The sequence below is a fragment of the Pseudomonas sp. WS 5059 genome (genome assembly GCF_012985525.1).
GTDB lineage: Bacteria > Pseudomonadota > Gammaproteobacteria > Pseudomonadales > Pseudomonadaceae > Aquipseudomonas.
This window is the reverse complement of the sequence record NZ_JAAQWO010000001.1, coordinates 675,076-693,308: the sequence shown is the minus strand read 5'-3', so window position 1 is coordinate 693,308 and position 18,233 is coordinate 675,076. Positions and strand designations below refer to the sequence as shown.

14 protein-coding genes are annotated in these 18,233 nt (G+C 63.0%); all 14 read left to right on the top strand.

From position 1 onward, the window contains the following. The first annotated feature begins 145 nt into the window (after positions 1 to 145). The 14 genes from HBO12_RS02975 (at position 146) to glgX (ending at position 18,233) form a co-directional block, all read left to right on the top strand. Positions 146 to 850, top strand: a complete 705-nt coding sequence (locus HBO12_RS02975; protein ID WP_169951738.1) for an HPP family protein — start codon at positions 146 to 148, stop codon at positions 848 to 850. A gap of 158 nt (positions 851 to 1,008) precedes the next feature. Further along, entirely contained in the window at positions 1,009 to 2,115 is a 1,107-nt protein-coding gene (locus HBO12_RS02970) for an enoyl-CoA hydratase/isomerase family protein (RefSeq protein WP_170041385.1), read from the top strand. Positions 2,116 to 2,118: 3 nt separating this feature from the next. Continuing rightward, positions 2,119 to 3,270, top strand: a complete 1,152-nt coding sequence (locus HBO12_RS02965; protein ID WP_170041384.1) for an acyl-CoA dehydrogenase family protein — start codon at positions 2,119 to 2,121, stop codon at positions 3,268 to 3,270. 97 nt (positions 3,271 to 3,367) lie between these two features. Then, a complete protein-coding gene (locus HBO12_RS02960; protein WP_169951744.1) occupies positions 3,368 to 3,817 on the top strand; it encodes an SRPBCC family protein in 450 nt (149 codons plus the stop codon). Between the two features lie 166 nt (positions 3,818 to 3,983). Then, on the top strand, positions 3,984 to 4,430 hold the full coding sequence (locus HBO12_RS02955; RefSeq protein WP_170041383.1) for a DUF411 domain-containing protein: 447 nt from the start codon (positions 3,984 to 3,986) through the stop codon (positions 4,428 to 4,430). Between the two features lie 3 nt (positions 4,431 to 4,433). After that, complete coding sequence (locus tag HBO12_RS02950; protein ID WP_169951748.1) at positions 4,434 to 4,865, top strand: YqaA family protein; 432 nt, start codon at positions 4,434 to 4,436, stop codon at positions 4,863 to 4,865. A gap of 97 nt (positions 4,866 to 4,962) precedes the next feature. Continuing rightward, the gene (locus HBO12_RS02945; RefSeq protein WP_169951750.1) at positions 4,963 to 5,976 is read left to right on the top strand and encodes an alpha/beta fold hydrolase; all 1,014 of its coding nucleotides are present in this window, start codon (positions 4,963 to 4,965) and stop codon (positions 5,974 to 5,976) included. Positions 5,977 to 6,000: 24 nt separating this feature from the next. Next, complete coding sequence (locus tag HBO12_RS02940; RefSeq protein WP_170041382.1) at positions 6,001 to 6,954, top strand: D-2-hydroxyacid dehydrogenase family protein; 954 nt, start codon at positions 6,001 to 6,003, stop codon at positions 6,952 to 6,954. Between the two features lie 557 nt (positions 6,955 to 7,511). Then, positions 7,512 to 9,071: a glycogen synthase GlgA gene (gene glgA / locus HBO12_RS02935; protein ID WP_169951756.1), complete on the top strand. Its 1,560-nt coding sequence runs from the start codon at positions 7,512 to 7,514 to the stop codon at positions 9,069 to 9,071. A 14-nt stretch (positions 9,072 to 9,085) separates the two neighbouring features. Then, positions 9,086 to 10,843: a malto-oligosyltrehalose trehalohydrolase gene (treZ, locus tag HBO12_RS02930; protein WP_170041381.1), complete on the top strand. Its 1,758-nt coding sequence runs from the start codon at positions 9,086 to 9,088 to the stop codon at positions 10,841 to 10,843. Beyond that, positions 10,840 to 12,924: a 4-alpha-glucanotransferase gene (gene malQ / locus HBO12_RS02925; protein WP_170041380.1), complete on the top strand. Its 2,085-nt coding sequence runs from the start codon at positions 10,840 to 10,842 to the stop codon at positions 12,922 to 12,924. Before treZ ends, malQ begins: the two co-directional genes overlap by 4 nt. Further along, the gene (locus HBO12_RS02920; RefSeq protein WP_170041379.1) at positions 12,921 to 15,674 is read left to right on the top strand and encodes a malto-oligosyltrehalose synthase; all 2,754 of its coding nucleotides are present in this window, start codon (positions 12,921 to 12,923) and stop codon (positions 15,672 to 15,674) included. Before malQ ends, HBO12_RS02920 begins: the two co-directional genes overlap by 4 nt. Positions 15,675 to 15,697: 23 nt before the next feature. Further along, positions 15,698 to 15,928 (top strand): DUF2934 domain-containing protein, encoded by a 231-nt coding sequence (locus tag HBO12_RS02915; RefSeq protein ID WP_169951764.1) that lies wholly within the window; start codon positions 15,698 to 15,700, stop codon positions 15,926 to 15,928. A 163-nt stretch (positions 15,929 to 16,091) separates the two neighbouring features. Beyond that, entirely contained in the window at positions 16,092 to 18,233 is a 2,142-nt protein-coding gene (gene glgX, locus HBO12_RS02910) for a glycogen debranching protein GlgX (protein WP_169951766.1), read from the top strand.

The following is an 18,233-nucleotide window of genomic DNA, read 5'->3' as shown; positions in this document are numbered from 1 at the left end:
TTAACCTGCATTAATATGCATTGGCGCCAGTGTTGATTGATCGGCACACTGCGCCGGTTCCTCCCCCAAATGTTGGAACTTTCGAAGGGCTTTACGGGAAACCGCAAAGCCCTTTTTTTGCCTTTCAAGATCGGACTGCCCCGCAATGCTCGCTCGCTGGTTCCCCGCTGCCATCAATACCCGTCCCGCCGAATGGAGTCGTGCCGCCATCGGCATGGCCCTGGGCACCCTGTTTACCGTATGGCTCTGTGCCCAGGTGTATGGCCTGGAAGTGGCCATGCACCTGCTGGGCCCGCTGGGCGCCTCCGCCGTGCTGTTGTTTGCGGTGTCATCGGGGGCCCTCGCCCAGCCATGGTCGATTATTGGCAGCTATCTATGCGCCAGTGTGGTGGCCTTGCTGGTGGCCCGCGTCTTGGGCCGGACCCTGGGCAGCGCCTGTCTCGCGGCGGGCATGGCGTTGATCCTGATGTGCTGGCTGCGTTGCCTGCACCCGCCTTCCGGTGGATTGGCCATGACCCTGGTGCTGGCCGACCCGGCCACCATCGCCCTGGGCTGGCAGGAAGTCGGCCCGGTCATGCTCGGCGCTGGCACCTTGCTGCTGTCGGCCCTGGCCTACAACAACCTGACCCGCACCCGTTACCCCAAGGGCCCGGCTGAAACCCCAGTGGTGGTGCCGACGCCGTCCCCAGAGGTGGATGCAAAAATCACCGCCGCAGACCTGGAACAAGCGTTGGCGCAAATGGAGCAGTTTTTTGACGTTACCCCCAGCGAACTGGAGGAACTGATCCATATCGCCGAAGACCATGCCCGCCGCCGCAGTATCAGCCAGGTGCTGGCCAGCCGGGTCTAGCCAAGCCTGCCCAGTTTTTTATCGAATGCCTCGCTGCATAAATGCAAAGATGACCTGCAGGATTCCGGCTTGTACTGGGCAAATTTGCACTGGTACGATCCGGAGATGGTTCGCCCGCGAACACTTTGATAAAGAACAATAAAAGCAGGGAGTTACAGATGACTGCTCAGGCTCAGTCCCAGGCGACACGCAGCACCGAGTCCTCCCAGGACAGCGTCCTGGCCGAAGTACGCAACCACATCGGCCACCTGACCCTCAACCGCCCCGCCGGCCTCAACGCCATCACCCTGGACATGGTCCGCAGCCTCTCGGCGCATTTGCGCGCCTGGGCCGATGCGCCCGAGGTGCACGCTGTGGTGTTGCGCGGCGCCGGTGAAAAGGCCTTCTGCGCCGGTGGCGATATCCGCTCGCTGTACGACAGCTTCAAGAGCGGCGACACCCTGCACGAAGACTTCTTCGTCGAGGAATATGCCCTCGACCTGGCCATCCATCACTACCGCAAGCCGATCCTCGCCCTGATGGACGGCTTTGTCCTGGGCGGCGGCATGGGCCTGGTCCAGGGTGCCGACCTGCGGGTAGTCACCGAGCGCAGCCGCCTGGCCATGCCGGAAGTGGCCATCGGTTATTTCCCGGATGTGGGCGGCAGCTACTTCCTGCCGCGCATTCCCGGCGAACTGGGGATTTACCTGGGCGTGACCGGGGTGCAGATTCGCGCCGCCGACGCTTTGTATTGCGGGCTGGCTGATTGGTACCTGGACAGCGCCAGGCTGGCGGAGCTGGACCACAAACTCGACCACCTGCAATGGCGCGACTCGCCACTCAAGGATCTGCAAGGCCTGCTGGCCAAGCTCGCCGTGCAACAATTGCCGGATGCGCCGCTGGCGGCCCTGCGCCCGGCCATCGACCACTTCTTTGCCCAGCCCGACGTACCGAGCATTGTCGAACAGCTGCAACAAGTGACCGTTGCCGACAGCCATGAATGGGCCGTGAGCACAGCGCAACTGATGCACACCCGCTCGCCATTGGCCATGGCCGTGACCCTGCAGATGCTGCGACGTGGACGGCACCTAGCGCTGGAAGACTGCTTTGCCCTGGAACTGCACCTGGACCGCCAGTGGTTCGCCCGTGGCGACCTGATCGAAGGCGTACGCGCATTGTTGATCGACAAGGACAAAGCCCCGCGCTGGAACCCGCCAACGTTAGCGGCACTGGACCAGCGCCATGTCGACAGCTTCTTCCAAGACTTCGCGAAGAACGGGAACTAACCCATGCAAGATATTGAATTTACAGAAGAACAAGTCATGATCCGCGACATGGCGCGCGACTTTGCCCGTGGCGAAATCGCTCCCCATGCCCAGGCCTGGGAAAAAGCCGGCTGGATCGACGACGGCCTGGTAGCCAAGATGGGCGAACTGGGACTGTTGGGCATGGTGGTGCCGGAAGAATGGGGCGGCACTTATGTGGACTACGTGGCCTATGCCCTGGCCGTCGAGGAGATTTCTGCGGGTGACGGTGCAGTAGGCGCACTGATGAGTATCCATAATTCAGTGGGTTGCGGCCCAATCCTCAACTACGGCACAGCTGCGCAAAAAGAGACCTGGTTGGCCGAGTTGGCCAGCGGCCAGGCCATCGGTTGTTTCTGCCTGACCGAACCCCAGGCCGGCTCCGAAGCCCACAACCTGCGCACTCGCGCCGAACTGCGCGATGGCCAGTGGGTGATCAACGGCGCCAAACAGTTCGTTAGCAACGGCAAGCGCGCCAAGCTGGCGATTGTGTTTGCCGTGACCGACCCGGAGCTGGGCAAGAAAGGTATTTCGGCGTTCCTGGTGCCCTCCGCTACCCCAGGCTTCACCGTGGACCGTACCGAACACAAGATGGGCATCCGTGCCTCGGACACCTGCGCGGTAACCCTTAGCCAGTGCAGCGTGGCCGAGGCCAACCTGCTCGGCGAGCGCGGCAAGGGCCTGGCCATTGCCCTGTCCAACCTCGAAGGTGGGCGCATCGGCATCGCCGCCCAGGCCTTGGGCATCGCCCGTGCAGCCTTTGAAGCCGCATTGGCCTACGCCCGTGACCGGGTGCAGTTCGACAAGGCCATCATCGAGCACCAGAGCGTGGCCAACCTGCTGGCTGACATGCAGACCCGCCTCAATGCCGCACGGCTGCTGATCCTGCATGCCGCGCGTTTGCGCAGTGCCGGCAAACCGTGCCTGTCCGAAGCCTCCCAGGCCAAGCTATTCGCGTCGGAAATGGCCGAGAAGGTCTGCTCATCTGCGATGCAGATCCATGGCGGCTATGGCTACCTGGAAGACTACCCGGTGGAGCGTTACTACCGGGATGCGCGGATTACGCAGATTTATGAGGGCACCAGCGAGATCCAGCGCCTGGTGATTGCTCGGGAGCTGAAGAACTATCAGCTATAGGCCTTGCTGCGAACCCTTCGAAAAAGCCTGAAGACTCCCGTGCGTTGTACGGGAGTGCGACTATTCTGACAGTTCCTAGCCACACAGGAGGTGTGTCATGAATGCAGTCGAGCACCCGCTCCGCGTCGAGCGAATCAGCCAGGAACGCTACATCCAAGCCCCTATCGAAGCCGTCTACGACTACGTGACCCAGCCGGATCGCTGGCATGAATGGCATCCCACGTCCCTGGGCGCGGACACCGGCACCAGCGGTTCACTGCCTGCCGGTCAGCGCTTCACCGAGACGATCGACCTACTGGGGGTACGTGTACCCATGAGCTACCGGGTGCAAATCGCCGTGCCGCCCCGGGAATTCAAGACCGTGTTCACCTCCCTTGCGGTCGATGGCAGTATTCATTACTTACTCCAGCCTCAAGGTAGCGGCACTTTGTTCACCCGGGTGCTGAGCTATGAGACCGAACTGCAGCTGCGCACCTTGCAAACGCGCATGGTAGAGCTGTCGGAGCAGGCCATGGACCAGCTCAAGCAGCGCCTGGAATCGTCCTGAACTGACAAAATTGTCATCTTTGCCTCAGTTGGCTGACAGCTGCGCACCTTAAGCTGCGGGGTTGTCGCGTGTCCGTATAATTTCGAAACATAACCACCTCACCTGATTCGCAAAAGCGCGGACAATGCGCCCTCTTTGCGCACTCCGTAACCGATGGGACCTGTCTATGAAAACCACCCTGCGCCTGACTTTGCTGTCCGCCCTGTTCATGACCACCCTGGCCCAGGCCGCCGAACTGATCCCGATTGACGTGCACCGCGATGCCAACTGCGGTTGCTGCAAGAAATGGATCAGCCACCTTGAAAGCAACGGATTCAAGGTCAACGACCATGTGGAAGCGGACATGAGTTCGGTCAAGCAGCGCCTGGGCGTGGCGCCGCGCCTGGCGTCCTGCCATACCGCCGTGATCGACGGCAAATTCGTCGAAGGCCACGTGCCTGCTGATCAGGTGCTGGCCCTGCGCAAACGTGACGACTTGTTGGGCATCGCCGCCCCAGGCATGCCCATGGGCTCGCCGGGCATGGAAATGGATGGTATGAGCGACGCCTATCAAGTCATCGGCCTGACCCGCGAAGGCAAAGATGTAGTGGTAGCCCAATACCCGGCCCACTGATCAATGCTCGCTGGGTATGCCGGGCTATTTTTCAGCGCCTTTGGCGCGGCTACGCTGTTACCACTGCAATCGGAAGCGGTACTGGTCGCGCTGCTGCTCAACGGCAACTACGCGGTGTGGTTGCTGCTCGGGATCGCGACCCTGGGCAACGTCCTGGGTTCGCTGGTCAACTGGCTGCTGGGCCGCTCGGTCGAGCTGTTCAAGGATCGACGCTGGTTCCCACTAAGCGCCGCGCAGTTGGAAAAGTCCCGCGGCCATTATCGCCGCTGGGGGCATTGGTCACTGCTGCTCAGTTGGGTGCCGATCATCGGCGACCCGCTGACCCTGGTGGCCGGGGTAATGAAGGAGCCGCTGTGGCGTTTTGTGCTGATCGTCAGCCTGGCCAAGGCGGCCCGGTATGCGGTGGTGGCAATGCTTACGTTGCATTGGATGTAAGCAATGTGCGTTGCTGCACTGGGCCTGCGGCGACGGGTTAATCCCCGCTTAATCCCCCCGCCACAGCATCCGGGAGCATCGTCCCTGGAGCTTTCCCATGCCGCTGACACGTTCGTTTCTCCTTGCCGGCCTGCTGGCCACCTGCGCCCTCCCTGCCTTGGCAGCCACGCAAAACCCAAGCTACGGCCCGCAGTTGCAAGGTTTCCAATACCCCTACCCGGTCGAACATTTCGATTTCCAGTCCCAGGGCCAAGCAGTGCAAATGGGCTATATGGACGTGCCGGCCAAAGGCCCCGCCAATGGCCGCAGCGTGGTGTTGATGCATGGCAAGAACTTCTGCGGCGCGACCTGGGAGGCGTCGATCAAGGCCCTGAGCGAGGCCGGCTACCGGGTGATCGCACCGGACCAGATCGGCTTCTGCACCTCCACCAAGCCTGAGCACTACCAGTACAGCTTCCAGCAGTTGGCAATCAACACCCATCAACTCCTGCAAAAACTCGGCATTCCCAAGGCGACCCTGGTCGGCCATTCCACCGGTGGCATGCTGGCTACCCGCTATGCCCTGCTTTACCCCACACAGACCGAGCAACTGGCGCTGGTCAACCCGATCGGCCTGGAAGACTGGAAAGCCCTGGGCGTGCCCTATCGCAGCGTCGACCAATGGTATGAGCGCGAACTGAAACTGAGCGCCGACGGCGTGCGCGAGTACGAGCGCAAGACCTACTACGACGGGCGCTGGAAGCCTGAATACGAGCGTTGGGTGGACATGCTCGTCGGCCTGAACCAGGGCCCGGGCCATAAGCGGGTGGCGTGGAATTCGGCGTTGATTTACGACATGATCTTCACCCAGCCGGTGTACTACGAGTTCAAGGACCTGCAGGTCCCGACCCTGCTACTGATCGGTACGTCCGATATCACCGCCATCGGCAGTGATAGCGCGCCGCCCGAGGTCAAGGCCAAGATCGGCCGGTACAACGAACTGGGCAAGCAAGTGGCCAAGCTCATTCCCCACTCGACCCTGGTGGAGTTCCCGGGCCTGGGCCACGCACCACAAATGGAAGAACCCGCGCGCTTCCACCAGGCGCTGCTGCAAGGGCTCAAGGCGCTCTAATTCCCACTAAGCGAGGCACCGTGCATGTCAGTTCAGATCGCAGTCATTGATGATTGGCAAGATGTGGCCCGCGACGTGGTGGACTGGTCCGCCCTGGAGGCGATCGGCCAAGTGCGTTTCCTTCACGACTACCCTGCCGACACCGCCACCTTGATCGCACGCTTGCAGGGTTTTGCGGTGATTTGCGTGATGCGCGAGCGCACAGTGTTTGACCAGGCGCTGCTGCAAGGGCTGCCGGGGCTCAAGTTGCTGGTCACCGGCGGCATGCGCAATGCCGCCATCGACCTTGGCGCCGCCAAGGCCCTGGGTATCCAGGTGTGTGGCACCGACAGCTACAAACACGCGGCACCGGAGCTGACCTGGGCCCTGATCATGGCCTCCACCCGCAATCTGCTGGCCGAAGCGAGCTCCTTGCGTGCCGGCCAGTGGCAGCAAGGGCTGGGCGGCGATCTGCATGGCCAGACCCTGGGTATCCTCGGGCTGGGCAGTATCGGCCAGCGTGTCGCGCAGTTTGGCCAGGTGTTTGGCATGCGCGTGATCGCCTGGAGTGAAAACCTCACTGCGCAACGCGCCGCCGATGTAGGCGTGACCTGGGTCAGCAAGCGCGAACTGTTCGAACAGGCCGACGTGCTGTCGATTCATCTGGTACTCAGCGAGCGCAGCCGCGGCATGGTGGATGCCCAGGCCCTGGGCTGGATGAAACCCGGCGCACGCCTGGTGAACACGGCGCGCGGGCCGATCGTCGATGAGGCGGCCCTGATCGATGCGCTGCGCGATGGGCGACTGGCGGGCGCGGCACTGGATGTGTTCGAGCAGGAGCCCTTGCCGGTCGACCACCCGTTTCGCCATCTGCCCAACGTGTTGGCCACCCCCCATGTGGGTTATGTCAGCGCGCGCAACTACCGGCAGTTCTATGGGCAGATGATCGAGGATATCCAGGCGTGGGCCAGTGGGCGGGTCTTGCGCAGCCTGACATGATAAATAGCTTCACATATATACATCAAGATATTGATTTATATGGGTATTAACTCTTAACAAATCACTTTAAGTAGCATCCCGCACCACTATCGAGCAGCCCAACCCCGATGCCCCATCAAGAGGCGATCCCCCCGTAGGAGCCGGCTTGCCGGCGATGAAGCCCTCAGCAGCGACGCACTCCCCAAGGTCGCCATCACCGGCAAGCCGGCTCCTGCAAGGGAGGCGCCTGCCTGAAAAATAATATTGTCCTACAAAATTATCCTACAAGCCTTGCAGGCTCTGGGCTGTGTCCTAGACTGATGACCGATGGGTCACGATCAGAACAAAAGCCCCCGCAATAAATCGAAACTTTCCAACTCTGCCGTAGGTCAGGTTTAAGGTAGGACGCACGCCACCGGCGCCAGCCGGACGTCCGCCCATCCAATCTATTTATCAGTTCGGTGCAATTGGCATAAGCCTTGCCAGTCTGTGCAGTGCTAGTGCGCGTGACCGCAGGACGCGGTTGACTTTCGCTGAGGGCGCCAGGCTCTCGGCTGACCACCACATGGGAGAGAACTATGATCAGTGCCGCTTCGGGAATTCAGGGACAGCGTTTCAGTCAGCCGGTCGATGGGCCAACCGCCTTGGTTGACCTGCCCGGCGCAGTGCGGCCGGTCTCGTCTCAAAACCCCAATCGCAAGAAAGTGCTGTTTGTGACCTCGGAGTTGGCCGACCTGGTGAAAACCGGTGGCCTGGGCGATGTGTCCGCTGCCCTGCCCCGTGCCATGGCCCACCTGCACGATGTGCGGGTGCTGATTCCGGGCTACCGCCAGGTGCTGGACAGCGACAACCCGATCCACATCATCGGCGAACTGGGCGGGCATGCCGCGCTACCACCGTGCAAGATCGGGCGCATGGACCTCAAGGACGGCCTGGTCATCTATGTACTGATCTGCCCCGAACTGTACGAGCGTGAAGGCACGCCCTATGGCGCCAACAATGGTCGCGACTGGCCCGACAACCACATCCGCTTCGCCCGCCTGGGCCTGGCCGCCGCCGATATTGCCGCCAACCTTGCGCAAATCCATTGGTGCCCGGACCTGGTGCACGCCCATGACTGGCCAGCCGGCCTGGCCCCGGCGTACATGCACTGGCGTGGGTCACGCACCCCTACGCTGTTTACCATCCATAACCTGGCCTACCAGGGTGTGGTCAGCCTGGCCTCGTGCCCGGAGCTGGGGATTCCCGAACATGCCTTGCAACAAGAAGGCATGGAATTCTACGGCAAGATGTCGTTTCTCAAGGCCGGCATGGCGTATTCCAGTCACATCACCACGGTCAGCGCCACCTATGCCCGGGAAATCACCACGCCCGAGTTCGGCTGCGGCCTGGATGGCTTTCTCGCCAGCAAGACCCAGCAAGGCCTGCTCAGTGGTATCCCCAACGGCATCGATGAAAGCTGGGAATCGTCCACCGACCCGCATCTGGATCACCCATTCAATATCGGCGACTGGCAAGGCAAGGCGGTCAACGCCAGCCATGTGCGCAAGCTGTTTGGCCTGGACGAGTCCACCGGCCCCCTGTTTGCCGTGGTCTCGCGCCTGGTGTACCAGAAAGGCCTGGACCTGACCGAAGCCGTCGCCGGGTTTATCGTGGAAAACGGCGGGCAAATTGCCATTATCGGCCGCGGCGAGCCGGAAGAAGAACAGGCCATGCGCGCCCTGGCCCTGCGATTCCCCGGCCGCATCGGTGTACGCATCGGCTTCAACGAAACCGACGCGCGCCGCATGTTTGCCGGCAGCGACTTCTTGTTGATGCCCTCGCGCTACGAGCCCTGCGGCTTGAGCCAGATGTACGCCCAGCGTTTCGGCTCGCTGCCGGTGGCGCGCAATACCGGTGGCCTGGCAGACACTATTGAAGACGGCGTGACCGGCTTTCTGTTCGACGAATCCACCGTACAAAGCTACGAAGCCGCCCTCGCCCGTGCCTTCAAGGTGTTTGCCTTCCCAGGCCTCCTCAACGCCATGCGCTGCCGGGCCATGGCCGCGCCGTTCAACTGGTGCCAGGCGGTGGAACCCTATGCCGAACTTTACGAGCAACTGGTAGCGAAAGCGCTGGGAAAATCAGGGAAAGTATAAAGAGGTCAGGATAGATGCCGTTACGGACTCTGGAAACATGGCCCCACGGCGCGATCATGCAGGATGCGCAACACACCCGCTTCGCCCTATGGGCACCTGACGCGTTTTATGTCAGCGTCGAGCTGCACGAGGGTCAGTCGGTGCCCATGCTGCCCCAGGCAGAGGGCTGGTTTGTCGCCTACGTGCGCTGTGGGGCTGGCACCCGCTACCACTACAACATCGATGGCGAGCTGGATGTGCCGGACCCGGCCTCGCGCCTCCAATACGCAGGTGTGCAGGGTGACAGCGTGGTGGTCGACCCCCTGGCCTACCCCTGGCGCCACGGCGCCTGGCAAGGCCGGCCCTGGCATGAAGCGGTGATCTACGAGCTGCATGTGGGGATACTCGGGGGCTACGCCGCGGTGGAGCAGCACTTGCCGCGCCTGGCGGAACTGGGCGTCACCGCCATCGAACTGATGCCCTTGGCGCAGTATCCCGGCGAGCGCAATTGGGGTTACGACGGGGTACTGCCCTATGCACCGCAAGCGTCCCTGGGCACGCCGGAGCAGTTGAAACAGCTGATCGACAGTGCCCACGAGCATGGCCTGGCGGTGATCCTCGATGTGGTCTACAACCACTTCGGCCCCGACGGCAATTACCTGGGCCAGTACGCCAAGGGCTTTTTCCACGAAGACACCCACACCCCCTGGGGCGCCGGGATCGACTTTGGCCGCCGCGAAGTGCGCGACTTCTTTATCGACAACGCCCTGATGTGGCTCCTCGAATACCGCTTCGATGGCCTGCGCCTGGATGCGGTGCATGCCATCAACGACCCCTCGTTCCTAAAAGAGCTGGCCCAACGGGTGCGTGAGCAGGTCGACCCGGCGCGCCATGTATGGCTGGTCCTGGAAAACGAATTCAATCAGGCCAGCCTGTTGCAGCAAGGCTTCGATGCGCAATGGAACGATGACGGGCATAACGCCTTGCATGTGCTGTTGACCGGCGAGACCGACGCCTACTACGCCGATTTTGCCGACGACCCCACCGCCAAGCTGGCCCGCTGCCTGGGCGAAGGGTTTATCTACCAAGGCCAGACCACGCGCCACGGTACCCGACGCGGCGAGCCCAGCGGGCATTTGCCCCCCAGTGCCTTTGTGCTGTTTTTGCAGAATCACGACCAGATCGGCAACCGTGCGCTCGGCGAGCGCCTGCACCAGTTGTGTTCGCCCCAGGCGTTGCAGGCAGCGACCGTGCTGCTATTGATGTCGCCGATGATCCCGCTGTTGTTCATGGGGGATGAAGTCAACGCCGAGCAGCCCTTCCTGTTCTTTACCGACCATCACGGCGAGCTGGCCGAGGCGGTGCGCGAAGGCCGGCGCAACGAATTTGCTGATTTTGCCGCCTTCAGTGATCCCCAGCGCCGCGCGCAGATTCCCGACCCCAACGCGCTACAGACTTTCGAACGCTCCATACCCCGGTTTACCCAGGCACCTGCTGCGCTATACCGGCAACTGCTGGGCCTGCGCCAGCAGCATATCGTGCCGCACCTGCCCGGCAGCACCGCCCTCGGCGCCCAAGTCCTGGGCCAGGGCGCGGTGTCTGCACGCTGGCGCCTGGGCAATGGCAGCGTATTGCAGATCGACCTCAACCTGGGGCCGGCCACCCTGCAGCCCCCGGCCGCTATCGGCCAACTGTTCAGCACCAGCAACGACCCCGCGTTACTCACGCCCTTCTCTGCCCGCGTCAGCTTGGCGCCGGGTGACACCTCATCATCTGTTGGAGAGCACTCTTGAGCGAAGCGCAATTGGAAATACTCGCCAGCCGTGCGGGCCTGGCGGTGGACTGGATCGACGCCAACGGCCGGCCGCAACATGTCAGCGCCGACGCGCTGCGTGCCGTGCTCCATGGCCTTGGCCACCCCGCCGACACCGACGCCGCCATCGCCGCCAGCCTGCAAGAGCTGGAGCGCGTGCAGCAGGATCGGCACCTGGCGCCGCTGTTGACCGTGGACGTGGGCGCAGGCCTGGACCTGGCCGCCTACTTTGCCCCGGGTACGCCGTGCCAGGCTCATCTGGAGGACGGCAGTACCCGGGACCTTGCGCTGGATGCCCAGGCCACCCTGCCTGGCGTGTTGCCCGTGGGCTATCACCGGGTGCAGATCGCCGATCAATCCTTCACCCTGGCCGTGGCCCCTGAACGTTGTTTCACTGTCGCCGAGGCGGTGGACAGCCAGCCTGCCCGCGCCTGGGGCCTGAGTGCCCAGTTGTATGCCCTGCGCCGCAGCGGCGACGGTGGGTTTGGCGACACCCAGGCCCTGGAACAACTGGCCCGCGCTGCCGCTGAGCGGGGTGTCGACGCCCTGGCGATCAGCCCGCTGCATGCCATGTTCAGTGCCGATACCGAGCGCTATAGCCCTTATTCGCCGTCCAGCCGCCTGTTTCTCAATAGCCTGTATGCGTCCCCCGGTTGCATCCTCGGCGAACGCGCCGTGCACAGCGCCATTGAGTCCACGGGACTGGCCGACGAGCTGCACGAACTGGAACAACAAAGCCTGATCGACTGGCCCGCCGCCGCCAAGGCCAAGCAACGCCTGCTGCGCGCCCTGTACGAGGACTTTCGCCAGGGCGAGCACCCGCAGCAGGCGGACTTTCTCAGTTTCCGCGAGGCCGGTGGCGAGGCCCTGGAAAACCACTGCCGCTTCGAAGCCTTGCAGGCCGCGCGCGCCGCCAACGGTGAAAGCCTCGACTGGCGCCAATGGCCCGAGGACTGGCGCGACCCCGCCAGCGCTGCGCTGGCGCAATTCGCCGCCGAACAGGGCGAAGCGATCGGTTTCTATGCCTTCAACCAATGGCTGATCGCCCGCTGCCTGGCGCGCGCCCAACAGGCCGCCCGCGGCAGTGGCATGGGCATCGGCCTGATTGCCGACCTGGCCGTGGGGGCCGATGGCGCGGGCAGCCAGGCCTGGAGCCGTCAGGATGAGCTGCTGGCCGACCTGACCGTGGGCGCGCCACCGGATATCCTCAACCGTGCCGGCCAGGGCTGGGGCATCTCCGCGTTTTCTCCTGAGGGCCTGAAGCGCAACGGCTTTCGCGCATTTATCGAAATGCTGCGGGCCAACTTCGCCCATGCCGGCGGCCTGCGGATCGACCATGTGATGGGCCTGCAACGGCTGTGGGTCATCCCCCGGGATGCTTCACCCAAACAAGGCGCGTACCTGTATTACCCGGTAGACGACCTGCTGCGCCTGCTGGCCCTGGAGTCCAGCCGCCACCAGGCGATTGTGCTGGGCGAAGACCTGGGCACGGTGCCCGAGGGCCTGCGGGAAAAACTCAGCGCCCGTGCCATGCTCGGCATGCGCGTGCTGTTGTTCGAGCAGGACCATGGCGGGCGCTTCACGCCGATCCTCGACTGGCCGGACAACGCCCTGGCCACCACCAGCACTCACGACCTGCCGACACTCAATGGTTGGTGGCACAGCCGCGATATCGACTGGAATGTGCAACTGGGGCTGATCGACGTGCCCACGGTGGAGCAATGGAGCGAGCACCGCCAGCGCGAGCGCGAGTCACTGCGCCAGGCCTTGGTGCAAGACCCGCAGAACTTTCGTGATGAGCTGCGCAACGAAACTGATCACATACTCGATGCCAGCGTGCGCTACCTCGGTCACACCCGTGCGCCCCTGGTACTGCTGCCCCTGGAGGATGCCCTGGGCGTCGAGGAACAGGCCAACCTGCCCGGCACCATCGACACCCACCCCAACTGGCGCCGACGCCTGCCGGGGGACGCCGCGCACCTGCTTGACGATGAAAACGCCGCGCGCCGCCTGGAGTTGCTGGCGGTGGCGCGCAATCAGGCCCTGGAGCGTGACCGATGAGCGCCGTCTTGCTCCGGGCCACCCAACGCCTGCAATTTCACAAGGGTTTTACCCTGGATGATGCGGTGCCGCTGGTGCCGTATTTCGCCAGCCTGGGCATCAGCCACCTGTACGCTTCGCCCCTGCTCAAGGCCCGCGCCGGCTCGATGCATGGCTACGATGTGGTCGACCCGACCACCGTCAACCCGGAACTGGGCGGCGAACCTGCCTTGCGCCGCCTGGTAACGGCCCTGCGCGCGCACGGCATGGGCCTGATTCTGGACATCGTGTCCAACCATATGGCCGTCGGCGGCAGCGACAACCCCTGGTGGCTGGACCTGCTGGAATGGGGGCGCCTGAGCCCCTACAGCGAATTCTTCGACATCCAGTGGCATTCACCGGACCCGCTGCTCAAGGGCCAACTGCTGATGCCCTTCCTTGGCAGCGACTACGGCGAAGCCTTGCAAAGTGGCAACCTGCCCCTGCGGTTTGACCCGGCCCAGGGCAGCTTTTTTGTCGAGCACTACGAACACCGCTTCCCGATCTGCCCCAGTGACTATGGCGATATCCTGCGCGCCCATGCCCCGCTCAAAGCGCTGGCCGACCGCTTCAGCGCCTTGGCCTATCAGGCCGATGCCTGGCCCCTGGCGGGCGAGCTTAAACAGCAACTGGCACAACAGGCCCGCGACCCACTGACCCTGGCAGCCATCGAGCACGCCCTGCAATGGTTTGACGGGCGCCAGCGCGAAGGTTTTTTGCGCCTGCATCAACTGCTGGAACAGCAAGCCTATCGCCTGGCCAGTTGGCGCACGGCGGCGGATGACATCAACTGGCGGCGCTTTTTCGACGTCAACGAGCTCGGTGGCCTGCGGGTGGAACGGACCACCGTATTCGAGGCCACCCACAGCAAGATTTTCCAGCTGATCAGCGAAGGCCTGGTGGATGGCCTGCGCATCGACCATATCGACGGCCTGGCCGATCCACGGGGCTACTGCCGTAAGTTGCGGCGGCGCGTGGATGGGTTGTCGCCGACCCGGCACTTGCCGATTTTTGTCGAGAAGATCCTCGGCGCCGGCGAAACCCTGCGCGAAGACTGGCGGGTCGATGGCACCACCGGCTATGAGTTCATGAACCAGGTGTCGCTGATGCAGCATGATCCCCAGGGATTCGAGGCCTTGGCCCAGCTCTGGAGCGAGGCTACCGAGCGGCCTTCGGCGTTTATCGAGGAAGCCTGGCTGGCCCGGCAACAAATCCTCAACGGCTCCCTCGCCGGGGATTTTGAAAGCGTGGCCCAGGCCCTGCTGCAAGTGGCCCGCGCGGATGTGATGAGTCGCGACCTGACCCTGGGCGCAATCCGCCGCGCCTTGCAGGAACTGGTCGTGCATTTCCCGGTGTACCGCACCTATATCAGCGCAGGTGGCCGTAGCGCCGCGGACGAGCGCGTGTTCCAACAGGCCCTGGCCGGCGCCCGTGGGACCTTGAGCGAAGCTGACTGGCCGGTGCTCGACTACCTGCAACAGTGGCTCGGCGGGCAACCCTGGCGCGAGCGCCCGGTGGGGCAACCGCGCAAGATCCTCAAGCACGCCTGCGTGCGCTTCCAGCAACTGACCTCGCCGGCAGCCGCCAAGGCGGTGGAAGACACGGCCTTCTACCGCTCGGCAGTGTTGCTCTCACGCAATGACGTGGGCTTCAGTACCGAACAGTTCAGCGCGCCCCTGGCCGACTTCCATGCCGCCAACCAGCACCGCCTGCACACCTTCCCCGATAACCTGCTGGCCACCGCCACCCACGATCACAAGCGCGGCGAAGACAGCCGCGCGCGCCTGGCGGTGCTCAGCGAGTGCGCACCGTGGTATGCCGAGCAGGTGCAGCAGTGGCGCCGGCTGGCGGCGCCCCTGCGCGACGATCCGGCCATCCCCTCGGCCGGCGATGAGCTGATCCTGTATCAGGTGCTGCTGGGCAGTTGGCCCCTGGACCTGGGCATTGAGAACACCGGCAACTATCAGCAGCGCCTCTGGCAGTGGCAACAAAAGGCCCTGCGCGAAGCCAAGCTGCACAGCAGCTGGACCGCCCCCAACGATGTTTATGAGCAAGGTGTCGAAGCCTTCCTCAGCCGCTTGCTGCTCGACCCCGCCGGTCTGACCTTGCGCACGGCGATCCACGCGGCAGCCGAGGCCATCGCCCCTGCCGGCGCGTTGAACGGGCTGGCGCAATCCTTGCTGCGCAACACCGTGCCAGGCGTGCCAGACCTGTACCAGGGCGACGAATTCTGGGATTTGAGCCTGGTGGACCCGGACAACCGTCGGGCGGTGGATTTCAGTGCCCGGCAACAGGCACTGGCGGCAACACCCGATGCCTTGCTTGAGCACTGGCGTGACGGCCACCTCAAGCAGGCGTTGATTGTCCAGGTCTTGAACCTGCGCAAGGCCCACCCGCTGCTGTTTGCCAGGGGGCGCTATGTACCGCTGCAAGTGCTGGGCCGGCATGCCCAACGGGTTGTCGCCTTCAGCCGTGAGTACCAGGGGCAATGGCTGTTGGTGGTGGTACCGCGCTGGACCCACACCCTGCTTGAAAACAGCGCCCAGCCCCGGGTGGATGCGCAGGTTTGGGGCGATACCCGGATCACATTACCGTTCGACGCCACGCTGCGAAATTGGAAGGGACTTTTGCAAACAGGCGCAGTCACACCCAACAAGGAGCTACTGATCAGCGCTGCCCTGGGGGATCTCCCGGTGAATGTCTTTATCCATTCTGACGATCAAGAAAGCTGAAATTTTCTGTGAGGAGCATTGCGATGAGCACCGAAGACAAGCGCGTTCGTGAATTCGCGTATCAGATCTGGGAGTCCGAAGGTAAGCCCGAAGGCCAGGAAGCCCGCCATTGGGAAATGGCCCGCAAGTTGGCTGAAGCCGAGGCTCTGACGCCTAGTAAACCCAAGGCCGGCGCCAAGGCCAAGGCCAAGCCGCCAGCGGAAAAACCCGCCGCCGCGAAAAAGCCTCGAGCCCCACGCAAACCCGCCGGCTGACCCCACCTGTAGGAGCCGGCTTGCCGGCGATAGGTCTCCATCAAGCACCACCCGAGACGCTATCCCCGGCCACCCGGCTGCTACAAAAAATGCTCAATTATTGATCTGACCTGATGTCAGCACGGCCCCGTTCGGCCCGGAAAAACTTTGCAGGAGCAACACCATGAGCAAGACACCCGATACCGAGCCATCGCGGATTCGTGAAGGGCTGCCCTTCCCCCTTGGCGCGACCTGGGACGGTCTGGGGGTCAATTTCGCACTGTTCTCGGCCAACGCCACCAAGGTCGAGCTGTGCCTGTTCGACGATACCGGTGAAGTCGAGCTGGAGCGTATCGAACTGCCGGAGTACACCGACGAGACATTCCACGGCTACTTGCCCGACGCCCACCCGGGGCTGATTTATGGCTACCGCGTATACGGTGCCTACGACCCGGCCAATGGCCATCGCTTCAACCACCATAAATTGCTGATCGACCCCTATGCCAAGCAACTGGTGGGCGAACTCAAGTGGTCCGAAGCGCTGTTTGGCTACACCATCGGCCACCCGGATGCCGACCTCAGTTTCGATGAACGCGACAGCGCACCCTTCGTGCCCAAATGCAAAGTTATCGACCCGGCCCATACTTGGGGCAACGACCAGCCGGTACGCACGCCGTGGGACCGCACGATCATCTACGAAACCCATCTGCGCGGTATCAGCATGCGCCATCCGTCCGTGCCCGAGGCGGTGCGCGGCACCTGCGCCGGGTTGATGGTCGACGATGTGCTCAAGCACATCCGCCAACTGGGTGTGTCATCGGTGGAACTGCTGCCGATCCACGCCTTCGTCAATGACCAGCACCTGCTGCAAAAAGGCATGACCAACTACTGGGGCTACAACAGCATCGCCTTCTTTGCCCCCGACCCGCGCTACCTGGCCAGCGGCAAGATCGCCGAGTTCAAGGAAATGGTCGCGCACCTGCACGAAGCCAAGCTGGAGGTGATCCTCGATGTGGTCTACAACCACACCGCCGAAGGCAACGAGCAGGGCCCGACCCTGTCGATGCGCGGCATCGACAATGCCTCCTACTACCGGTTGATGCCCGATGACAAACGCTTCTATATCAACGATTCCGGCACCGGCAACACCCTGGACCTGAGCCACCCTTGCGTACTGCAAATGGTCACCGACTCCTTGCGCTACTGGGCCACGGAGATGCATGTGGATGGTTTCCGCTTTGACCTGGCGACCATTCTGGGGCGTTATCACGATGGTTTTGATGAGCGTCACAGCTTCCTTGTCGCCTGCCGCCAGGACCCGGTGCTGCGCCAGGTAAAAATGATCGCCGAGCCTTGGGATGTGGGCCCAGGCGGTTATCAGGTGGGCAACTTCCCGCCTGGCTGGGTGGAATGGAATGACCGTTTCCGCGACACCGTGCGCGCCTTCTGGAAAGGCGATGACGGCCAGTTGGCCGACTTTGCCGGGCGCATGACCGCTTCCGGCGAGATGTTCAACCAGCGCGGGCGCCGGCCCTACAGCTCGGTGAATTTCATCACCGCCCATGACGGTTTCACCCTGCACGACCTGGTGTCCTACAACGACAAGCACAACGAGGCCAACGACGAGAACAATCAGGACGGCAGCAATAACAACCTGTCGTGGAACCACGGCGTCGAAGGCCCGACCGAAGACCCCGAGATCAACGCGCTGCGCCTGCGCCAGATGCGCAACTTCTTCGCCACCCTGTTGCTGGCCCAGGGCACGCCAATGCTGGTGGCCGGGGATGAGTTCGCCCGCACCCAGCACGGCAACAACAATGCCTACTGCCAGGACAGCGAAATCGGCTGGGTCAACTGGGAGCTGGATGAAGATGGCAAATCCCTGCTCAAGTTCGTCAAGCGCCTGATCAAGCTGCGCCTGGCCTACCCTATCCTGCGGCGCGGGCGCTTCCTGGTGGGTGACTACAACGAAGACATCGGGGTCAAGGACGTGACCTGGCTGGCTCCCGACGGCAACGAAATGACCATCGAACAGTGGGAAGACAGCCAGGGCCGCTGCCTGGGCATGTTGATGGATGGGCGCGCCCAGGAAACCGGGATCCGCCGGCCCGGGTCCGACGCCACCTTGTTGCTGGTGGTGAATGCGCACCACGACCTGGTGAATTTCCGCTTGCCCCAGGTACCGGATGGCGGCTTCTGGACCTGCATGGTCGACACCAACCAACCGGCCGTGCGTGGCCAGGAACGTTTCGATTTTGACCACGAATATGCGGTGACCGGACGCTCGTTGCTGCTATTTGAACTGCAACATGAGCAAGAGGTGTGA